Here is a 21,322-nt window from a genome sequence, read left to right on the forward strand (position 1 = left end):
TTTAATGGGCGCAACCCATGCGTGCCATCATTGCAACCGCGACACAATTCAACGTGCAACCTTGCTGTAACAGCCCGCGTCACCGAACTGCACACTGCTGGTGCGGGACTGCTACGAGCCGCACCATTACAGGCTAGTCGTTGCATCGAAAAGCGTCGTCTCCGGCCGTTGAATTCCTTGTTCAGATCACGATCCGCAGGCACTGGCCCGCGTGATAGAGAGAAAATCCCGCCTCGTACAGGCAACTGCGCAACCCCACGCCGGCCAGGGGCTGCATGGGCGCGAAGGGAATCGGCAATGCCTGGGGATCGCCGTGACACAGGTAGTCGGCGAAGGCCTTGCCGACCACGGTTCCGGTGGTCACCCCACGGCCGTTGTAACCGGTGACGGCCACCAGGCCGGGGGCCGGTTCGAACAGGCGCATCAGGTGGTCGGGGGTGAAGGCGATGCAGCCGGTCCAGGTGCATTCCCACTGCACCGGTTTGAGGTAGGGGAAGTAGTGCTGCTGCACCCGATCGGCCCAGGCCTTGAGGAACCACAGCGGTTTCTGGTTGCCGTTGCCCAGACTGCCGAGCAACAGGCGCCCGTCGGCATCGCGCCGGATACTGCTCAGCACCTGCCGGGTATCCCAGGAACCCTGGCCACCGGGCAGGATCTGCCGCGCCGCCTCTTCGGTAAGCGGCGCGGAAGCCACCTGGTAGTAGTAGCCAGGGAAGAAGTTGCGCCGCAGCTCGGTCCAGTCGCCTTCGGTGTAGGCGTTGGAGGCAATCACCACCTGTTCGGCCAGCACCGAACCCTGCGCGGTCTGCACCGACCAGCGCTGGCCCTGGCGTTCCAGGCGGGTGACCGGGGAATGGTCGAACAGCTGGCCGCCGAGCTTGATCGCGGCCTTGGCCAGCCCGGTGGTGTAGGCCATCGGGTTGAGGGTGCCGGCACGCCGGTCGAGCAGCGCGGCAGCGATCTTGCGGGTGCCGGTGGCCTGTTCGCAGGCGGCGCCGGTCAACAGTTCCACCGGTGCACCACGGCGCTTCCATTGCTCCTCGCGACTGCGCAGGTCAGCCTCGCCCCGAGCGTTGTGGGCCATGTGCAAGGTGCCTTCGCGACGCAGCTGGCAATCGATCTGGTACTTGTCCACCAGACTGAACACCAGGGACGGCGCGGCGCCGAGCATGCGGTTGAGCTGGCTGCCCACCTGCTCGCCGAAACCGGCCTCGATCTCGTCCGGGGGAATCCACAGGCCGGCGTTGACCAGCCCGACGTTGCGCCCCGAACCGCCCTGCCCCGCGCGATGGGCCTCGACCACACAGACCCGCTTGCCCTGTTCCAGCAGATGCACCGCCGCCGACAGGCCGGTGAAACCGGCGCCGATGACGCACACATCCGCCGTCAGTTCGCCCTTGAGCGGGGCATTGTCAGGCCGCTGCGGGGTCAGTTTTTCCCATAGACATTGTTCTTGTAGCGCCATTGCCAGACTCCGAAATCAACGAACCACAGACGCTGAAACGCATTGACCGCTGTTCGCCAGCAAGCTGGCTCCTACAACCCTCCCCGTAGGAGCGAGCTTGCTCGCGAAAAGACTCAATCGAAGGTAATGCCCTGGGCCAGCGGCAGTTCCCGGGAGTAGTTGACGGTGTTGGTCTGGCGCCGCATGTAGCCACGCCAGGCGTCGGAGCCGGATTCGCGACCGCCGCCGGTTTCCTTCTCGCCACCAAAGGCTCCACCGATTTCCGCGCCACTGGGGCCGATGTTGACGTTGGCGATGCCGCAGTCGCTGCCCACCGCCGACATGAACTGCTCGGCCTCACGCACGTCGGTGGTGAAGATGCAGGACGACAGGCCCTGGGGCACGGCGTTGTTCAGGCGCAGGGCTTCCTCGAAGTCGTTGTAGCCGATCACATACAGGATCGGGGCGAAGGTTTCGCTGCACACCACGTCGCTCTGCTCGGGCATTTCGACGATGGCCGGCGACACGTAGTAGGCGTTGGGGAAGGTGTCCTGCAACTGGCGCTGGCCACCGAAAACCCGGCCGCCTTCGCTCAGGGCCTGCTCCAGCGCGTCCTGCATGGCATCGAAGCTGTGCTTGTCGATCAGCGGGCCGATCAGGTTGCCTTGCAGCGGGTGGCCGATGCGCACCTTGGAATAGGCGGTCTTGAGGCGGCTGACGATTTCTTCCTTCACCGACTCATGGGCGATCAGTCGGCGCAAGGTGGTGCAGCGCTGGCCGGCGGTGCCGACGGCGCTGAACAGGATGGCGCGCACCGCCATGTCCAGGTCGGCGCTCGGGCCCAGGATCATGGCGTTGTTGCCACCCAGTTCGAGAATGCTGCGGGCAAAGCGCGCGGCAACCTTGGGCGCCACTTCGCGGCCCATGCGGGTGCTGCCGGTGGCGCTGATCAGGGCCACGCGTGGATCGTCCACCAGGGCGGCGCCGGCGTCACGACCGCCGATGATCACCTGGCTCAGGTAGTCGGGGGCGTCCTGGAAATTCTTCAGCACGCGCTCCAGCAGGGCCTGGCACGCCAGGGCGGTCAGCGGGGTCTTCTCCGACGGCTTCCAGATCACCGAGTTGCCACAGACCAGCGCCAGGGCGGTGTTCCAGGCCCAGACCGCCACCGGGAAGTTGAAGGCGCTGATCACCCCCACCACGCCCAGCGGATGCCAGGTTTCACGCATGTGGTGGCCCGGACGCTCGGACGCGATGGTCAGGCCGTAGAGCTGGCGCGACAGACCGACGGCGAAGTCGCAGATATCGATCATCTCCTGCACTTCCCCCAGGCCTTCCTGGGTGATCTTGCCGGCTTCCCAGGACACCAGCTCCCCCAGGTCGGCCTTGTGCTCACGCAGCACTTCGCCAAATTGCCGTACCAGTTCGCCGCGACGGGGTGCCGGCACTTTGCGCCACAGAGCGAAAGCATGCTCTGCACGACTGACCTGCTGCTCCACTTCCACGGCGCCCTGCCAGTTCACCGCGGCGATCCGGCTGCCGTCGATGGGCGAATGCACAGGCTGGGAGCCCGACTGGTACAGGGCCGGGTTCACACCCAGACGATCAAGCAATGCGGCAACCATGGGGTCACTCCTTACAGGTGAAAAGCGAAAAATCCCGACCGCTGCGACGGCCATCAAGGCCTGTAGTTGTAGCTGGCCCGAGACTTGCCAACAAACGACCTTTAAGCGAGATATCATTCCGTTTATTCATGCTGAGCCGGTATCCAGCACCGATAAGAACAAGGACCACCCATGCTGAACAAACGCTACCTGCCGTCGATCACCGCCCTGCAGTGTTTCGAGGCCGTGACCCGGCACCTGAGCTTCACCCGCGCCGCCGAGGAACTCAATCTGACCCAGAGCGCGGTAAGCAAGCAGGTGGCGCAACTCGAAGAGCTGCTGCAGCACCTGCTGTTCCGCCGGGTGCGGCGCCGCCTGCAGCTGACCCCGGCCGGCGACCTGTACCTGGTGGAGGTCCGCAAGATCCTCACCCAGGTGGAGATGTCCACGCATTACCTGCGCTCCTACGGCGGCGAGACCGAAGTGCTGCGGGTGTCCACGCCCTACACCTTCGGCGCCCGCTGGCTGGTGCCGCGCCTCAAGGGCTGGCGCCTGCGCCACCCGCATATCCACCTGGACCTGTGCAACGAGCAGGAGCCGGACGAACTGCTCCAGGGCCACGCCGACCTGGCGTTCTACTTCGGCCAGGGCGCGCGCCCCGGCACCGAAAGCCTGAAGCTGTTCAGCGAGGAACTGGTGGCGGTCTGCGCCCCGGACAGCCTGCCCGCCGAACCCTTGAGCGACCCTCGGCAACTGACCGAGCTGGTACTGCTGCAGAACGCCTCGCGCCCACAGGGCTGGCACGAATGGTTCGAACAGCAGGGCTACCAGACCGAACACAGCTATCACGGCCCGCGTTTCGAAACCTTCTATATGTGCATCCGAGCCGCCCAGGTCGGTTGCGGTGTGGCCCTGCTGCCGCGCTTCCTGGTGGAAGAGGAGCTGGCCGAGGGCAAACTGGTGATCGCCTGGAAATACGCCATGCCCAGCCAGGACGCCTATTACCTGGCCTACCCCGAACACTCGGCGGAAGTACCCAAGGTCCGCGACTTCGTGCGCTGGATGCTCGAACACAACGACGCCCCCCTCCCGTAGGAGCCGGCTTGCCGGCGATGGGGCCCTTGAGCCCGGCACAAGGCTGAAGATCCGTTCGCTGGCAAGCCAGCTCCTACGGCAGGAGAATGGCCCGCCGCAAAAATCGCTGGTCAAGCGCAGGACGTCTATGCGCCACTAGCGCCTTCATTGAAAGAGCTGAAGCCGCCGCTGTCCGTCGCGGCCAGCATGGAGATTCCCGTTATGAGCGAGAGTGTGTTTGCCGATCGCATCGTGCAGAACCTGCTCGACACCGACTTCTACAAACTGACCATGATGCAGGCGGTGCTGCACAACTACCCCAACGTGGAAGTGGAATGGGAGTTTCGTTGCCGTAACAGCGAGGACCTGCGGCCGTACCTGGCAGAGATCCGCTACCAGTTCGAGCGCCTGGCGGAACTGAGCCTGAGCGCCGACCAGCTGGGTTTTCTTGAACGCATCAGCTTTCTCAAGCCGGACTTTTTGCGCTTTCTCGGGCTGTTTCGCTTCAACCTGCGCTACGTGCACACCGGCATCGAGAACGGCGAGCTGTTCATCCGCCTGCGCGGTCCCTGGCTGCACGTGATCCTGTTCGAAGTGCCGATGCTGGCCATCATCAGCGAAGTGCGCAACCGCTACCGTTACCGCGAGATCCAGTTGGTCCAGGCCCGGGAGCAGCTGTACCGCAAGTTCGATTGGCTGACCGCCAACGCCAGCAGCGAGGAACTGTCCGAGCTGCAAATGGCGGATTTCGGCACACGCCGGCGCTTTTCCTATCGGGTCCAGGAAGAAGTGGTGAACGTGCTCAAGCACGATTTCCCCGGGCGTTTTGTCGGCACCAGCAACGTGCACCTGTCCCGCGAACTGAACATGAAGCCCCTGGGCACCATGGCCCACGAATGGATCATGGCCCACCAGCAACTGGGGCCCCGGCTGATCGACAGCCAGATCGCCGCCCTCGACTGCTGGGTCCGGGAATACCGCGGCCTGCTGGGCATCGCCCTGACCGACTGCATCACCACCGATGCCTTCCTGGGGGATTTCGATCTGTTCTTCGCCAAGCTGTTCGACGGCCTGCGCCACGATTCCGGGGACCCGATCCTCTGGGCGGAAAAAGCCATCGCCCACTACCACAAGCTGGGCATCGAGCCGATGAGCAAGACCCTGGTGTTCTCCGACAGCCTGACCCTGCCCCGGGCCCTGGAAATATTCCGCGCGCTGCGGGGACGGATCAACGTCAGCTTTGGCATCGGCACCAACCTGACCTGCGATATTCCCGGTGTCGAGCCGATGAGCATCGTGCTTAAAATGGCCGCCTGCAATGGCCAGCCCGTCGCCAAGATCTCCGATGAAGCGGGCAAGACCCATTGCAAGGATCCCAACTTCGTCGCTTACTTGCGCCACGTTTTCCAAGTACCTGCCCAACCTGGCAAGGAGTGAATCATGCAAGCCGTACAGCGTGAGATTGCGCAGCAGCTCAAGGTCCAAGCCCCTTTTTCCGACCACGCCGCCCTGGAGGCGGAAGTCGCCCGACGCATCGGCTTTATCCAGGATTGCCTGGTCAATTCCGGGCTCAAGACCCTGGTGCTGGGCATCAGCGGCGGCGTCGACTCGCTGACCGCGGGCCTGCTGGCCCAACGGGCGATGCGTGAACTGCGCGAGCGCAGCGGTGACGACAGCTACCGCTTCATCGCGGTGCGCCTGCCCTATGAAACCCAGTTCGACGAACACGACGCCCAGGCCTCGGTGGACTTCATCAACCCCGACGAACGCCACACGGTGAACATCGGCCCGGCGGTCAAGGCCCTGGCCAGCGAAGTGGCGGCCTTCGAAGGGCAGCACGCGGTGTCCCGGGACTTCGTCCTCGGCAACACCAAGGCACGGATGCGCATGGTCGCCCAGTACACCATCGCCGGTGCCGCCCACGGCCTGGTGATCGGCACCGACCACGCCGCCGAAGCGGTGATGGGCTTCTTCACCAAGTTCGGTGACGGCGCCTGCGACCTCGCGCCCCTGAGCGGCCTGGTGAAGAACCAGGTGCGCTCCATTGCCCGCTATTTCGGGGCGCCGGAGTCCCTGGTGGAAAAAGTCCCTACCGCCGACCTTGAAGACCTGTCGCCGGGCAAGCCGGATGAAGCGTCCCACGGCGTCACCTACGCCGAGATCGACGCCTTCCTGCACGGCCAGCCGGTGCGCGAGGAAGCCTTCAGGATCATCTGCGACACCTACCGCAAGACCCACCACAAGCGTGTCATGCCGTTCGCCCCGTGAGCCACCATGTTCTGTAGGAGCCGGCTTGCCGGCGAAAGGGCCGCTTGATGCTGCACAAGGCTCAAGGGCCTGTTCGCGGGCAAGCCCGCTCCTACAGATGCCCCCACAAAAAAAGCGCCCCTAGGGGCGCTTTCTTGTTGCAGCCGTGCCTGATGCTTACTTCAGGATCACAGCGCCTTTCATCATCGAGTTGTGGCCTGGGAACGAGCAGAAGAACTGGTAGCTTTCGCCCGCGGTCAGCTTCGACACGTCGAAGGTGACCGAGTCTTTCTCGCCGGCACCGATGATCTTGGTGTGGGCGATGACGCGAGTGTCGCCTTCCTTCAGGTAGCTCTTGTCGATGCCAGCGGCCATGCCGTCGGTGGCGATGCCGGCCATGTCTGCGGTTTTGCTCAGGACCCAGTTATGGCCCATGACGTTCTTCGGCAGGCTGCCGGAGTGAGTCAGGTTCACGGTGAAGGTCTTGCAGCTCTTGTCGATGGTGATTTCCTTGGTGTTGAAGGACATCTGGTCGGTAGAGTCGACATCGACCTTGCATTCGGCAGCCATCAGTTGGCTGCTGGCCAGTGTCAACAGGGATACCGCAACGAGTTTGGCAAACATGGTGAATCTCCAAGGCAGGGTTAACAAAATCCATCTGAATCCATGGGAGCGAAGACTGCCTGAATTTCTCCCAAGTTCCTATGATGTGCATCAAAAAACTGTATACAACTCTCTGCTATCAGGCCGATCGAGACAATCAAACAGCCCGCTTCGCCTGGGCAGCCTAGACTTCGCCCACCTGCACTTTCCGGAGCCTTGGTCATGCCCTTCAACAGCCTGTTTCGCAGTTTGCTCGCCGCCTACGCCTGTGGCGCCAGCGGCACCCATGAAACCCCGCAACACGAGGTTTAATGCTTGGAGCCACGCCTGCCTGCCTTTACTCTGAGGCCCTCAATGACCTCGGAGTAAGGCATGTCGTTAACATCCGTCTGTGTATTCTGTGGCGCCAGCACCGGCACCAACCCTCTGTATCGTGAAGCCGCCCAGGCCCTGGGCCGCGCCCTGGCCGAGCGCAAGCTGACCCTGGTCTACGGCGGCGGCGCGGTGGGCCTGATGGGCATCGTCGCCGATGCGGCCCTGGCGGCCGGCGGCGAGGTCATCGGGATCATTCCGCAAAGCCTGAAAGACAAGGAAATCGGCCACAACGGCCTGACCCGCCTGGAAGTGGTGGACGGCATGCACGCGCGCAAGGCGCGCATGGCCGAACTCAGCGATGCCTTCATCGCCCTGCCCGGCGGCCTGGGCACCCTGGAAGAGTTGTTCGAAGTCTGGACCTGGGGCCAGCTCGGCTATCACCACAAGCCCCTGGGCCTGCTGGAAGTGAGCGGCTTCTACGAAAAACTCAGCGGATTTCTCGACCATATCGTCGGCGAAGGCTTCGTCCGCGCCCCGCACCGTGACATGCTGCAAATCAGCGACTCGCCCGCCAGCCTGCTGGATGCCCTGGACGCCTGGAAACCGTCGGTGGCGGACAAGTGGGCCGACAGCAAACCCAGTTAACGGTCAACGCCCGATTACAGGCAGAATACGCGCCGCTCAACCTCACCTTCGACCCCAGAGGATCGCCCATGGCCAAACCCAATTACTCCTTCGCCAAACGTCAACGTGACTTGGCCAAGGAACAGAAGAAAGAGGAAAAGCTGCAACGCAAGAAAGCCGCCGCCGAAGAAAGCAGCGCACCGGATGCGGATCCTGAAGTGAGCATCGACGACGCCGAACCCGAGGCCCCCCAGGCCTGACCTGCCCCGTAGGAGCTGGCGTGCCAGCGAAAGCGCTCTCCAGCCCTACGCAGTATCCGCTGGCTCCTTCGCCGGCAAGCCGGCTTCTACAAGGTCGGAATCAGCCGTGTCATGCCAGAGGCATGACGGTGACCCGGACATCAGGGTCATGGCTGCCCCCTCCCAGAATCACCCCACGCAACGGCGACACATCGGAAAAATCCCGGCCCCAGGCCAGGGTGATGTGTTCCAACGCCGGCTGCACATTGTTGGTCGGGTCGAAATCCACCCAGCCCAGCACCGGGCAAAACACTGAAACCCACGCGTGGGAAGCATCGGCGCCAATCAGCCGCGGCTGCCCCGGCGGTGGCTGGGTCAGCAGGTAGCCGCTGATGTAGCGCGCCGCCAGCCCCCGCGAACGCAGGCAGGCGAGCATCAGGTGCGCGAAGTCCTGGCACACCCCACGGCGGCGCTCCAGCACCTCCACCAGGGGCGTCGCCACCTGGGTCGCCTCGGCATCGAAGGTGAACTCGCTGAAGATCTTCTCCATCAACGCCTGGACGCCCAGCAGCAAGGGCCGGCCGGCAGGGAAACAGCTGGCGGAAAACTCGACGAAGCTTTGCTTGAGGTGCACATAAGGCGACTCGAAGCGATAACGGCAGGCATCCAGCAGCTGGGGCGCCAGGGGCCTGCCGCTGTAACTCAGGCTGCTGCGGGCAGCGTCCCAGGCCTCGGAGAGCGCGAAGTCCAGCGGCGGCCGGTCCAGCACCTCGACGCTGAGCTGGGCGTTGACCTGCAATTCATCATGGGGCCGCTCAAAAGCCAGCCGGGTCAGGGGATTGCCGAACACATCCTGTTCGTCGCGACGGCTGGTGGGCTCGGGACTGATCAGCAACTGCCGCTCGCTGCACCGTTGCCAGGCACAGGCCCGGGGCCACAGGTGCGCCAGTTGCTGGGCCAGGGACACCGGGCTGTCATAGCGATAATGGGTGTCGTGGAATATCTGGTAACGAGCGCTCATCAGACCGACACCGTTTGCTGGCTGACATCATCCACATGGGCGAAATGCCGCAGGGCCAGGCGATCGGAAACCTGGCCGCTGACCTCGGCGATCTCCTGCAAAAGGTCCGCCAGCCCTTCCACCGCCGCCCGGACACTGGCCTGGCCGAACAGCGAGTTCTCCAGGCAACCCAGGTCGAAACGCGCCAGGCGCTCCACCAGCTTGGGCAGCGCCAGATCGCGGGGCACGGCGAAGTCGTCGTTCAGACGCTTGAGGGTGCGGGTCACCAGCTTGAGCTGGAACAGCACCGCATGGGGGTTCTGCTCGTCGAGCAGCAACAGGTCGAGCACCGGGATCAACTGCGCCACCGCCAGGTAACGCGAGCGATAGGTGATGCTGCTGTTGCCCAACTCCAGCAGCCACTCCAGGCCCGCCTGATCGAAGGCCGCGGTGCCCCGCAGGAAGGCCGCCAGGCTGCTGCTGAGAAATTGCAGGCGCTCGATACGGCGGCCGATCATCAGGAAACGCCAGCCTTCATCCCGGGTCATGTCGTCCAGGGCAAAGCCCGAGAGTGCCGCCAGGGACATCACCAGCCGATTGAGAAAGTCCAGCAGCTCACCGAAATCCGGCTCCTGGGTGTCCAGCTCCTGGGCCTCGCGCTGCAACTCCACCAGGGCCTGCCAGTTTTCCCGGGACAGCTTGCCGCGTACCTGGGACGCCGCCCACTGCAGGCGCTGCAGGTTGGAACGCAGGCTGAACGACCAGTCCTCGCCCAGCAGGGCCGCCAGCAAGCGCTCGGGCAATTCGCCCTCCTCCGGCAGCAGCATCAGGCTTTCCCCCAGGTCCACCGCGGCCCGCAAGGCTTGCGGGTCATCGCCATCGACGTAGCGCGCCAGCATGATCCGCAACAACCGCGCACTGTCGTCGCAGCGCTCGCAGTAACGACCGAACCAGTACAGGTTCTCCACCACCCGCGATGGCAGGTAGGGGTCGCGACGCACCAGATCGTAGACGCCAATGGTGCGCTGGGCCTTCCACTGCTCGCCGCTGGGGGCTCGCTCCCCCAGCACCCAGGTGTCCTTGCTGGCGCCGCCGCGCTGCATCGACACCGCGTCGGCGTCAGCGTCGGCGGCGACCCGGGTCAGGCCGCCGGGCAAGACCCGGTAACCCTCATCACTGGCCACCGCGTAGACCCGCATGCCGATCGCCCGGGATTGCAGCCGGCCGTCCTCGGCCTGCCAGACCGGCGCCTGGGACAGTTGCGGCAACTCCTGGGCGACATAGGCATAAGGCCGCGCGCGCATGCGTTCGGCAAGGCGCTGGCGCTGCTCGGGACTCAGGTCGCGGCCCAGCACCGGGGTAAAGCTCTGGGACGGAAAAGCCGGCTTGATCAACAGTTCCGGGAGTTTTTCCAGGGCCTGTTGCAGCACAGGAGCCTCACCGCACCACCAGGTGGCGATGGACGGCAGGAGCAGGTCCTCGCCCAGCAGGAACTGACTGATCTTCGGCAGGAAGCCCAGCAGCCCGGGAGACTCCAGAACCCCGCTGCCCAGTGCATTGGCCACCAGCACCCGGCCCTGGCGCACCGCGTCGAGCAGGCCGGGCACCCCCAGGGCCGAATCGGTACGCAGCTCCAGGGGATCGCAAAAGTCATCGTCCAGGCGCCGCATGATGGCGTGCACCCGACGCAGGCCACTGAGGGTCTTGAGGTAGACCGTGGCGTCGCGCACCGTCAGATCGCCGCCTTCCACCAGCGGGTAGCCCAGCTGGCGCGCCAGGTACAGGTGCTCGAAGTAACTCTCGTTGAAACGCCCCGGAGTCAGCAGCACGATCAGCGGCGCCTCGGCATCCCGTGGGGCCTGGCGGGCCAGGGTTTCCTGCAGGGTCCGGAAGAACCCGGCCAGATGCTGGACCTGCAAGTCGCGGTACAGATCGGGAAAGGCCCGGGACACGATCATGCGGTTTTCCAGGGCATAACCGGCCCCCGACGGCGCCTGGGTGCGATCGGCAGTGACCCACCAGCGACCATCGGGGGTGCGCGCCAGATCCACCGCGTACAGGTGCAGGAACGTCGCCTCGGGCGACTGGATGCCCTGGCACGGCCAGAGGAAATTGTTGTGCCCGAACACCAGCTCGGCGGGCAACAGCCCTTCACTGATCAGGCGTTGCGGGCCGTACAGGTCCGCCAGCACGGCATTGAGCAGCCGCGCCCGCTGGGCAATCCCGGCCGACAACTGCTGCCACTCCGCCACGGGGATCACATGGGGCAACAGGTCCAGCTCCCAGGGGCGGTCGGCGCCCTTGGGGTCGGCATAGACGTTGTAGGTGACACCGTTCTCGTGGATCTGCCGGGTCAGCAGCGCCTGGCGCTGAGCCAACTGCGCGGGGCTGCTGCGCTGCAGCTGTTCGAGCAGGCGCCGCCAGTGCGCCCGCACCGCACCCTGGTCATCCAGCAGCTCGTGGTAGGTACCCGCGGTCAGCGGGTAGCGGTCTAGCAAGTCAGGCATGGAACACTCGGCAGACGGCAGGGAAAGGCAGATTAACCCACAGCCATGACGCCCGGATATGGCTATATCGCGGGCGTCGCAGCGGGACTAAAAGCGTCGTAAATCCAGGGTCATGGGCATTTCCTGGTTGCTGCTCGGCGGCGCAACCGGGAGGCTGCCGGGGCTGTGGCCGTGGCGGAAAAAGCGCGCCATGCGCCGGCTTTCCGCCTCATTGGCATTGACCGGCAGGCTGTCATAGTTGCGTCCTCCGGGGTGGGCCACATGGTATTGGCAACCACCCAGCGAGCGCTGCATCCAGGTATCCAGCAGGTCGAACACCAGGGGCGCATGTACCGGAATCATCGGCTGCAGGCAGTTGGCCGGCTGCCAGGCGCGAAAGCGCACCCCGGCGACGAACTCGCCCACCCGCCCGGTGGGCTGCAATGGCACCGGCACGCCGTTGCAGGTCAGCACATGGCGCTCGGGCGTCAGCCCGCTGACCTTGACCTGCAAGCGCTCCAGCGAGGAGTCGACGTAACGCACCGTGCCCCCGGCCGCGCCCTCTTCTCCCAGCACATGCCAGGGCTCCAGGGCCTGGCGCAACTCCAGTTCGATACCGCCGACGGCATAGTCGCCCACCTTGGGAAAGCGAAACTCCCGGTGCGCGGCAAACCACTCGGCCTGCAACGGATAGCCCGCGGCATTGAGCTCCAGCAGCACATCGGCGAAATCCTGCTCGATGAAATGCGGCAGCAGAAAGCGATCGTGCAGCTCCGTGCCCCAGCGCGCCAGCCTGGCCGGAGCGTAGGGCTCGCGCCAGAACCGCGCCACCAGCGCCCGCAACAGCAACTGCTGGACCAGGCTCATGCGCGCATGGGGCGGCATCTCGAACGCGCGCAACTCCAGCAGCCCGAGACGCCCGGTGGCGCCATCCGGCGAATACAGCTTGTCGATGCAGAACTCGGCGCGGTGGGTGTTGCCGGTGACATCGATCAGCAGGTTGCGCAACAGGCGGTCCACCTGCCAGGGCGCGCACTCCTCGCCCGGCACGGGCATCTGCGCGAAGGCAATTTCCAGTTCGTAGAGTGCATCGTTACGAGCTTCGTCGACCCTGGGCGCCTGGGACGTGGGGCCGATGAACAAACCGGAAAACAGGTAGGACAGCGACGGGTGGTTGTGCCAGTAGCTGATCAGGCTGCGCAGCAGATCGGGGCGGCGCAGAAACGGCGAGTCTCCCGGGGTGGCGCCGCCAAGGACGAAATGGTTGCCGCCGCCGGTGCCGGTGTGGCGCCCGTCGATCATGAACTTCTCGCTGGTCAGGCGCGTCTGCCGCGCCTGCTCGTAGAGGAACTCGGTGCGCTCCACCAGTTCGTCCCAACTCACCGAAGGCTGCACGTTGACCTCGATCACTCCCGGGTCCGGGGTCACCCGCAAATTGCACAGGCGCGGGTCCGCCGGTGGCTCGTAGCCCTCCAGCAGCACCGGACACTGCAGCTCGGCGGCGGTGGCCTCGATCACGCTGACCAGTTGCAGGTAATCCTCCAGTCGCTCCAGCGGCGGCATGAACAGGTACAGGCGTCCTTCCCGCGCCTCGGCGCACAACGCGGTGCGGATCAGCCAGTCGGCGGACTGATCGATCGCGGGCACGCGCTCCTGGGCGGCGGCCGCCTCGGCGACATCCGCCAGCTGCGACGGATCCGGCAGGTCCGGGAAGTCCTGGTTTGGATCCTGGGGGTGAATGAAGGGGTACTCCGCCGCCGTCACCCAGGGCTGGGACGCCAGGGGCAGGCGGTAGCCCAGGGGCGAATCCCCGGGCACCAGGCGGCAGTGACTGTCGCGCAGGTACCAGCGCCCGCTCTGCCACTGGTCGCCCTTGGCCGTGCGCGCCAGGGGCAGCACCTGGCCAATGACCTTGTCCAGGCCCTGGCTGAACACCTTGCGCAGCCGCTGACGCTCCAGGGCGTCCTCCAACCGCGAGTCTTCGGCGCTGACATTCAGCGGCAGGCGGCCTTCGCGCCACAGGTAGTAGAAATTGTCCTCGTAGGCGGGGAACACGAAGCGTGCCGGCAGTTTCAGGCGCTTGGCGACAGAGGCCAGGAAGCGCCCGGCCAGTTGCGCGTCGGCGGCGTAATCCTGGTGCTCGTCGGCAATCAGGGCATGGTCGTGCCAGATCGGCACGCCGTCGCGCCGCCAGTAGCCGTTCAGCGACCAGCGCGGCAATTGCTCCCCCGGGTACCACTTGCCCTGACCGAAGTGCACCAGCCCCTGGGGGGCGTAGCGCTGGCGCAGGCGCTGGAACAGCTCGCCGGCCAGGCGGCGCTTGTTCGGCCCCAGGGCCGCGGTGTTCCATTCGGCGCCGTCGGGATCGTCGATGGCCACGAAGGTCGGTTCACCGCCCATGGTCAGGCGCACATCGCCTTCCAGCAGCTCATGGTCGATCTGCCGCCCCAGGGCCTGGATCGCCTCCCACTGTCCATCGGTGTAGGGCTTGGTCACCCGGGGCGCTTCCCAGATCCGCTCGACACTCATGGCATGACTGAACTGGCACTCGCAGGGCTCCACCAGGCCGCTGATGGGCGCCGCTGAAGAAGGATCGGGGCTGCAGGCCAGGGGAATATGCCCTTCCCCGGCGAACAGCCCAGAGGTGGCGTCCAGGCCGATCCAGCCGGCGCCGGGCAGGTAGACCTCGCACCAGGCATGCAGGTCGGTGAAATCCACTTCGGTGCCCGAAGGGCCGTCCAGGGCCTTGACGTCCGCGGTCAGTTGGATGAGGTAGCCGGAGACGAACCGCGCCGCCAGCCCCAGGTGGCGCAACAGCTGCACCAGCAGCCAGGCCGAGTCGCGACAGGAGCCCGACCCGTTGACCAGGGTCTGCTCCGGGGTCTGCACCCCGGGCTCCATGCGGATCAGATAGGCAATGTCGTCGCTGAGCCGCTGATTCAGACCCACCAGAAAATCCACGGTCGGCAGCGGCGTGCGGGGGATGGCGTCCAGGTAGGCCTGGAATGTCGGGGTCAGGGGCAGGGTTTCCAGGTAGGGCGCCAACTCCCGCCGCTCATCGGCGGCGTAGCTGAACGGGATCTGCTGCGCGTAAGGCTCGAGGAAAAAGTCGAAGGGATTGAACACCGCCATTTCCGCCAGCAGATCCACTTCGATGCGCAGCTCGGTGGTTTTCTCCGGGAACACCAGGCGCGCCAGGTAATTGCCCTGGGGGTCCTGTTGCCAGTTGATGAAATGCTGCTCGGGCTCGACCTTCAAGGCATAGGCAAGAATTCGCGTGCGGCTGTGGGGCGCCGGACGCAAGCGGACGATCTGCGGGCCAAGTTCGACGGCGCGGTCGTAGCGATAGTGCGTGACATGGTGCAATGCGACATGGATCGACACGGCGTGCCTCCTGCGAGCCTGAGCGGTGGATGGACCCGCGCAAGACTTATGCCAGCGCACAGATTCCGGGGTTTGCTCAACGACTCGGGGCAGTACAGCACCAAAATCGCGCAACCGGTGCATCCCTGTGCAACGGATTGCACGAAAATGCACCGGCCGGCCGGGCCAACGTCAATGGCGCTTGCGCGATTGCTTGGCGGCAGCCAGCAGGCGCCGACGCTGGTGACGGATCTCCAGCAGGCGCTCACGCATCTCCCGGTGCCGTCGGCTGTTGAGCAACAGCAGGCCGAGCAGCGGCACGAGCATGGCGAACAGGTACACGCCCTGGTGCGGGCGGTACTGGATCATCGGCACCACCAGCAGCAGGCAGGCCAGAAAGTAGCCGGCCAGCAGCCACACCGCCCAGGCCACTCCGCGCACGATCAGCAGGTTGCTGAGCACCAGCAGCGGAATCAGCAGCAACAGGCCCAGCAGCAGGTAGTCGTCGCGCTGCGCCGGCGCCATGCCACGCCAATAGGTGGTTCCGCACAGGGACAGCAGCAGCGAAGCGCTGAAGCAGCCGAGCAGGACCGTGAGCATGAAAATCGGAAAATAACGCGCAAGGAACTCGCCCATCCGGCCGCCCCCTATCACTGGTCGAACTCCTCGTAGAGGCCCACCGCCAGGGTCTTCACCGTGCCGAGGTTGCCGGAGCTGTAGCTGCCGGCGGTGCTCAGGGCGGCGCCCAGGGCATCCTTCATCTGAGTCAGGGTGGCGTGCTTGATCTGCGCCGACGAGTAGCGCTTGGGCAGCCCCCCTGCCCGTTGCTGCAACTTGAGCAATTTGGGCGTCAGGCTGGGGTCGCGCAGGCTGAGCAACTCCTTGGTCAGTTTGGCCCGCTCCTGGCGATTGAGGCCCTTGAGCAACTGCACCCAGCTTTTGCCGGTGCTGGCGGCCTTGCTGGCCTTGAGCAGCTTGACCGTGGTCAGCGCCGAACCGCCGACACCCACCAGCGAGATGCCGTCGAGGATCGGCGACACGGTGTTGTACCACTCGGCGTCGTCCATGCGGTCGTTGGCCGCCGGATCCTGGATCTCGTTGATCACCCGGGCGCCACCGATGGCGCACTGGGCGGTGCCCGCCGCGGCGACGGTGACTCCCAGCCCGACCATCCAGGCGCTGGCGCCGGCGGTGAACGGCACGGCGATACTGCCACTGAACACCACCAGCCAGCCGATGACCGCGGCGGTGCAGGACAGCGTGGCGTTGAACGATTCCGTGGCCAGGCGGGATTCCCTTGGGTTGTTCTTCACTTGATCGACGAACTGCTGGGGCGCGATGTACTTCTTCGCCTCCCGCAGGATGATGCGCTTGGGCGTGATACTGCAGATCGGCTTGAATTCGCGCAGGGTCACCACGTTGAAGTCGGCATCGATGTACACCACCCCGGCGCCGACAATCGCTGGATCGGCGTCGATGGCGGCGAACAGGCGCGGCAGGTTGATCTGGCTTTCGATACGTTGGCGGGCAAGAAACTGCGAAGGGCTGGAGTCCATGCCAATGGCGGCTAACGAGCTGGTCACGGGATTCATCCTTGGTCTGGCGATTGGAAGCTGCCTGATGGCCTCAAGCCATCCCGGCATTACGGCGATAAAAACCCGGCAACCTTAACAAAGCCCTGGCGATTTGTTGCGGACCCACGGGCAAAAAAAACCATCGCCCTGAAAGCAAAACGCCAGCTCGGCGGCTGGCGTTTTGTCGGTTTAGCGCGGTACCACCGGCTTGCGGGTCGGCTTCTTGCCTTTGCCCTTGGCCGCATCGGCACGCTCCTTGGCGGCCTGCTTGTTGCGGGCGAACGCCGCGGCCTTGGCCTGCTCGCGCTTGTCCCAGGCATTGCCGCCGTCGCTGCCACGCGGTGGCAGGCCGGTGTGCTGGGTGAGGATCCTGGTTTCCTTGGCCACCTTGTGGCTGCCGGCAGGCGTCGAATTCTTGCGGCGCGCGCTCTGGTAGCTGTCGGTGGCCGGCTGGTGAGCCGGAATCAGCTGGTGCTTGCCCGGACCGATCAGGTCGCCACGGCCCATGCGCAGCAGGGCCTCGCGCAGCATCGGCCAGCCCTTGGGATCGTGGTAGCGCAGGAACGCCTTGTGCAGGCGGCGCTGCTCCTCGCTCTTGACGATGGTCACGCCGTCGCTCTTGTAGGTGACCTTGCGCAGCGGGTTCTTGCCCGAGTGGTACATGGCGGTGGCGGTGGCCATCGGCGACGGGTAGAACGCCTGCACCTGGTCGGCGCGGAAGCCGTTGCCCTTGAGCCACAGGGCCAGGTTCATCATGTCTTCATCGGTGGTGCCCGGGTGGGCGGCGATGAAGTACGGAATCAGGTACTGCTCCTTGCCCGCTTCCTTGGAGTACTTCTCGAACATGCGCTTGAAGCGGTCATAGGTGCCGATGCCCGGCTTCATCATCTGGTTGAGCGGACCTTCCTCGGTGTGTTCCGGGGCGATCTTCAGGTAGCCACCGACGTGGTGGGTCACCAGTTCCTTGACGTACTCCGGCGATTCCACCGCCAGGTCGTAACGCAGGCCGGAGGCGATGAGGATCTTCTTCACCCCGGGCAGGGCGCGGGCACTGCGGTACAGCTGGATCAGCGACGAGTGGTCGGTGTTCAGGTTCGGGCAGATGCCGGGGAACACGCAGGACGGCTTGCGGCACGCGGATTCGATCTCCGGGCTCTTGCAGGCGATGCGGTACATGTTCGCGGTCGGGCCGCCGAGGTCGGAGATCACCCCGGTAAAGCCGGGAACCTTGTCGCGAATTTCTTCGATCTCGCGAATGATCGACTCTTCGGAACGGTTCTGGATGATCCGCCCTTCGTGCTCGGTGATGGAGCAGAAGGTACAGCCGCCGAAGCAGCCACGCATGATGTTCACCGAGAAGCGGATCATCTCGTAGGCCGGGATCTTTTCCTTGCCATAGGCCGGGTGCGGAATGCGCTGATACGGCATGCCGAACACGTAGTCCATTTCCTCGGTGGTCATGGGAATGGGCGGCGGGTTGAACCACACGTCCACTTCGCCATGTTTCTGCACCAGGGCACGGGCGTTGCCCGGGTTGGTTTCCAGGTGCAGCACGCGGTTGGCGTGGGCGTACAGGACCGGGTCGTTGCGTACCTTCTCCATGGACGGCAGGCGGATCACGGTCTTGTCCCGGGTCATGCGCGGGCTGGCGAGGATCTGCACGACCTTGGCTTCGTTGGGGTCTTCGGCCGGGCCTTTTTCCTGCTCGATGGCGCAGGCGGCGGTGTCCTGGGTGTTGACGTAGGGGTTGATGATCTTGTCGATCTTGCCCGGACGGTCGATACGGGTGGAGTCCACTTCGTACCAGTCCTTGGGCGTGTCGCGGCGGATGAAAGCGGTGCCGCGCACGTCGGTGATGTCTTCGATCTTGTGGCCATAGGACAGGCGCTGGGCCACTTCGACGATGGCCCGCTCGGCGTTGCCGTACAGCAGGATGTCGGCGCTGGCGTCGATCAGGATCGAGTTGCGCACCCGGTCCTGCCAGTAGTCGTAGTGGGCGATGCGGCGCAGGGAGGCTTCGATGCCGCCGAGCACGATCGGCACATGCTTGTAGGCTTCCTTGCAACGCTGGCTGTACACCAGGCTGGCGCGGTCCGGGCGCTTGCCCGCCAGGCCGCCGGGGGTATAGGCGTCGTCGGAGCGGACTTTCTTGTCGGCGGTGTAGCGGTTGATCATCGAGTCCATGTTGCCGGCGGCGACACCGAAGAACAGGTTCGGCTCGCCGAGCTTCATGAAGTCATCTTTGGACTGCCAGTTGGGCTGGGCAATGATCCCCACGCGAAAGCCCTGGGACTCCAGCAGGCGGCCGATGATCGCCATGCCGAACGAAGGGTGATCGACGTAGGCATCACCGGTGACGATGATGATGTCGCAGGAATCCCAGCCGAGCTGATCCATCTCCTCCCTGCTCATGGGCAGGAATGGCGCTGGCCCGAAACATTCGGCCCAGTACTTGGGATAGTCAAATAACGGCTTGGCTGCTTGCATGTCGATGACCGGTGTTGGCTTGAATAGGGACGCGATGGCTATCAGGAAAATTCGCGGGCGCGGAATATAGCACAAAAAATAACCAATTCCGACCAAAAGGGTCGGAATTCATTTTCATGTCACGCAACCGGCTTGCTTCCGCTCGCCTGCGCGGCAGGCGCAGAGTCGGTGCTGACAATTTATCTGAAGCTGGGTGACGACCGGACATGGGGCCGCTGCGCGACCCAGCGGGAGCAAGCTCCCTCGCCACAGACGGCCACCACCATGGCGTGCGCCGTTACTCGTCGTCGTCGAAGTTGTAACTGCCCGGCGCGAGGTTCTCGAAGCGGGTGTACTTGCCGATGAACGCCAGGCGGATAAAGCCGATCGGGCCGTTCCGCTGCTTGCCGATGATGATCTCGGCAATGCCCTTGTGCTCGGTCTCGGGGTGATACACCTCGTCCCGGTACACGAACATGATCACGTCGGCGTCCTGCTCGATCGCTCCGGATTCCCGCAAGTCGGAGTTCACTGGGCGCTTGTTGGGGCGTTGTTCCAGGGAGCGGTTGAGCTGGGACAGGGCCACCACCGGGCAGTTGAATTCCTTGGCCAGGGCCTTGAGGGACCGGGAGATCTCGGAAATCTCGTTGGTGCGGTTGTCACCGCTGGACCCCGGGATCTGCATCAGCTGCAGGTAGTCGATCATGATCAGGGCGATATCGCCGTGCTCGCGCACCAGGCGCCGGGTCCGCGCGCGCATTTCCGAGGGGCTGATGCCCGCGGTGTCGTCGATGAACAGCTTGCGGTCGTTGAGCAGGTTGACCGCCGAGGTCAGGCGAGGCCAGTCATCGTCTTCCAGCTGGCCGGAACGGACCTTGGTCTGGTCGATGCGGCCCAGGGAGGACAGCATACGCATGATCAGCGATTCACCTGGCATCTCCAGGGAGTACACCAGCACCGCCTTGTCGCTGCGCAGTACCGCGTTTTCCACCAGGTTCATGGCGAAGGTGGTCTTACCCATGGACGGACGGCCGGCGACGATGATCAAGTCGGCCGGCTGCAGGCCGCTGGTCTTCTCGTCGAGGTCGGTGTAGCCGGTGGACAGGCCAGTGATGGCGTTGTCGGTGTTGAACAGGGTATCGATGCGATCGATGGCCTTGGTCAGCAGTTCGTTGACCCCCACCGGGCCGCCGGTCTTGGGCCGCGCTTCGGCGATCTGGAAGATCTGCCGCTCGGCCTCGTCGAGGATCTCCTCGGCGGTGCGGCCTTCGGGGTTGAAAGCGCTGTCGGCGATCTCGGTGCTGATGCCGATCAGCTGGCGCAGGGTTGCCCGCTGGCGAACGATCTGCGCGTAGGCCTTGATGTTGGCCACCGACGGGGTGTTCTTCGCCAGCTCGCCCAGATAGCCCAGGCCGCCAACCTGCGACGTCTGGCCTTCCTTGTCCAACTGCTCGGACAGAGTGACCACGTCGATCGGCATGTTCTGGTCGGCCAGCTTGGCGATGGCGCGGAAGATCAAACGGTGGTCATGCCGGTAGAAATCGCCGTCGGACACTTGATCCAACACGCGTTCCCAGGCGTTGTTGTCCAGCATCAGACCACCGAGCACGGCCTGTTCGGCCTCGATGGAATGCGGCGGCACCTTCAGGGCGGCGGTTTGCAGATCGTATTGCTCGGGAGCGGAGATATCGTTCATGGCCACTTGGAATTCGGGGGTGAAAATCAGGATCAGCAGAAAGACAAAGGGCACGACCTGTAAACAGGATCGTGCCCGATGTTAACCGTCAGCCACACAAGGTGCCAGACGATTTGGTACTGCTTAAGCAGCCACCACGACAACGCGTACGGTTGCTTCAACTTCAGCGTGCAGGTGCACGGCTACGTCGAATTCACCTACGTTGCGGATGGTGCCGTTCGGCAGACGAACTTCGCTTTTTGCCACTTCAACGCCCGAGGCGGTCAGTGCATCAGCGATGTCGTGGGTGCCGATCGAACCGAACAGCTTGCCTTCGTCACCGGCGGTGGCAGTGATGGTCACTTCCAGCTCAGCCAGTTGCGCAGCGCGAGTTTCGGCAGAAGCCTTCTTCTCTGCAGCCAGTTTTTCCAGCTCGGCACGACGCGCTTCGAACGCAGCCAGGTTGGCAGCGGTAGCAGCGGTGGCTTTGCCGAAAGGCAGCAGGTAGTTACGGCCGTAACCAGCCTTAACGTTTACCTTATCGCCCAGGTTGCCCAGGTTGGCGATTTTTTCCAGCAGGATCAGTTCCATTTGGTAATAACCTCTTA

16 protein-coding genes are annotated in these 21,322 nt (G+C 64.4%); 5 read left to right on the plus strand and 11 right to left on the minus strand.

Annotated elements, in window-relative coordinates:
- Positions 1–181: 181 nt before the first annotated feature.
- Both L1O02_RS28025 and L1O02_RS28030 read right to left on the minus strand, forming a co-directional pair.
- Positions 182–1,465, minus strand: a complete 1,284-nt coding sequence (locus L1O02_RS28025; RefSeq protein WP_060842337.1) for an FAD-binding oxidoreductase — start codon at positions 1,463–1,465, stop codon at positions 182–184.
- A gap of 113 nt (positions 1,466–1,578) precedes the next feature.
- Positions 1,579–3,069, minus strand: coding sequence for an aldehyde dehydrogenase family protein (locus tag L1O02_RS28030; RefSeq protein ID WP_281063620.1), 1,491 nt, complete (start codon positions 3,067–3,069; stop codon positions 1,579–1,581).
- A 171-nt stretch (positions 3,070–3,240) separates the two neighbouring features.
- On the opposite strand from L1O02_RS28030, the gene L1O02_RS28035 reads away from it, so the two are divergent.
- The 3 genes from L1O02_RS28035 (at position 3,241) to nadE (ending at position 6,390) form a co-directional block, all read left to right on the plus strand.
- The gene (locus tag L1O02_RS28035) at positions 3,241–4,143 is read left to right on the plus strand and encodes a LysR family transcriptional regulator (RefSeq protein ID WP_060842336.1); all 903 of its coding nucleotides are present in this window, start codon (positions 3,241–3,243) and stop codon (positions 4,141–4,143) included.
- A 201-nt stretch (positions 4,144–4,344) separates the two neighbouring features.
- Positions 4,345–5,559: a nicotinate phosphoribosyltransferase gene (pncB, locus tag L1O02_RS28040; RefSeq protein ID WP_060837279.1), complete on the plus strand. Its 1,215-nt coding sequence runs from the start codon at positions 4,345–4,347 to the stop codon at positions 5,557–5,559.
- A gap of 3 nt (positions 5,560–5,562) precedes the next feature.
- Positions 5,563–6,390 carry an ammonia-dependent NAD(+) synthetase gene (gene nadE / locus L1O02_RS28045; protein ID WP_060842334.1) on the plus strand — a complete coding sequence of 276 codons (828 nt, stop codon included), beginning with the start codon at positions 5,563–5,565 and terminating at the stop codon, positions 6,388–6,390.
- 156 nt (positions 6,391–6,546) lie between these two features.
- On the opposite strand, the gene azu is transcribed toward nadE, so the two are convergent.
- Entirely contained in the window at positions 6,547–6,993 is a 447-nt protein-coding gene (azu, locus tag L1O02_RS28050; protein ID WP_047301366.1) for an azurin, read from the minus strand.
- A 351-nt stretch (positions 6,994–7,344) separates the two neighbouring features.
- On the opposite strand from azu, the gene L1O02_RS28055 reads away from it, so the two are divergent.
- Both L1O02_RS28055 and L1O02_RS28060 read left to right on the plus strand, forming a co-directional pair.
- Positions 7,345–7,932: a TIGR00730 family Rossman fold protein gene (locus tag L1O02_RS28055; protein WP_060837277.1), complete on the plus strand. Its 588-nt coding sequence runs from the start codon at positions 7,345–7,347 to the stop codon at positions 7,930–7,932.
- A gap of 68 nt (positions 7,933–8,000) precedes the next feature.
- The gene (locus L1O02_RS28060) at positions 8,001–8,171 is read left to right on the plus strand and encodes a hypothetical protein (protein ID WP_164990740.1); all 171 of its coding nucleotides are present in this window, start codon (positions 8,001–8,003) and stop codon (positions 8,169–8,171) included.
- Between the two features lie 109 nt (positions 8,172–8,280).
- Here L1O02_RS28060 and L1O02_RS28065 read toward each other — a convergent pair whose 3' ends face one another.
- From L1O02_RS28065 to rplI, 8 genes are all read right to left on the minus strand, one after another.
- Positions 8,281–9,171 (minus strand): transglutaminase family protein, encoded by an 891-nt coding sequence (locus L1O02_RS28065; RefSeq protein ID WP_235759119.1) that lies wholly within the window; start codon positions 9,169–9,171, stop codon positions 8,281–8,283.
- Positions 9,171–11,657, minus strand: a complete 2,487-nt coding sequence (locus tag L1O02_RS28070; RefSeq protein ID WP_235759121.1) for a circularly permuted type 2 ATP-grasp protein — start codon at positions 11,655–11,657, stop codon at positions 9,171–9,173. Before L1O02_RS28070 ends, L1O02_RS28065 begins: the two co-directional genes overlap by 1 nt.
- An 87-nt stretch (positions 11,658–11,744) precedes the next feature.
- Positions 11,745–15,020: a transglutaminase family protein gene (locus tag L1O02_RS28075; RefSeq protein WP_235759123.1), complete on the minus strand. Its 3,276-nt coding sequence runs from the start codon at positions 15,018–15,020 to the stop codon at positions 11,745–11,747.
- A gap of 171 nt (positions 15,021–15,191) precedes the next feature.
- Positions 15,192–15,653, minus strand: a complete 462-nt coding sequence (locus tag L1O02_RS28080; protein WP_060842331.1) for a hypothetical protein — start codon at positions 15,651–15,653, stop codon at positions 15,192–15,194.
- A complete protein-coding gene (locus L1O02_RS28085; protein ID WP_235759125.1) occupies positions 15,650–16,582 on the minus strand; it encodes an NAD synthetase in 933 nt (310 codons plus the stop codon). The genes L1O02_RS28080 and L1O02_RS28085 overlap by 4 nt, the downstream gene beginning before the upstream one ends.
- A 180-nt stretch (positions 16,583–16,762) precedes the next feature.
- On the minus strand, positions 16,763–19,060 hold the full coding sequence (locus tag L1O02_RS28090) for a YgiQ family radical SAM protein (RefSeq protein ID WP_060837271.1): 2,298 nt from the start codon (positions 19,058–19,060) through the stop codon (positions 16,763–16,765).
- A gap of 277 nt (positions 19,061–19,337) precedes the next feature.
- On the minus strand, positions 19,338–20,735 hold the full coding sequence (dnaB, locus tag L1O02_RS28095) for a replicative DNA helicase (RefSeq protein ID WP_007921486.1): 1,398 nt from the start codon (positions 20,733–20,735) through the stop codon (positions 19,338–19,340).
- A gap of 123 nt (positions 20,736–20,858) precedes the next feature.
- Complete coding sequence (gene rplI, locus L1O02_RS28100; protein ID WP_007921484.1) at positions 20,859–21,305, minus strand: 50S ribosomal protein L9; 447 nt, start codon at positions 21,303–21,305, stop codon at positions 20,859–20,861.
- Between the last annotated feature and the right edge of the window lie 17 nt (positions 21,306–21,322).

Origin of the sequence: Pseudomonas sp. BC42 (assembly GCF_021560055.1) — a bacterium.
GTDB lineage: Bacteria > Pseudomonadota > Gammaproteobacteria > Pseudomonadales > Pseudomonadaceae > Aquipseudomonas.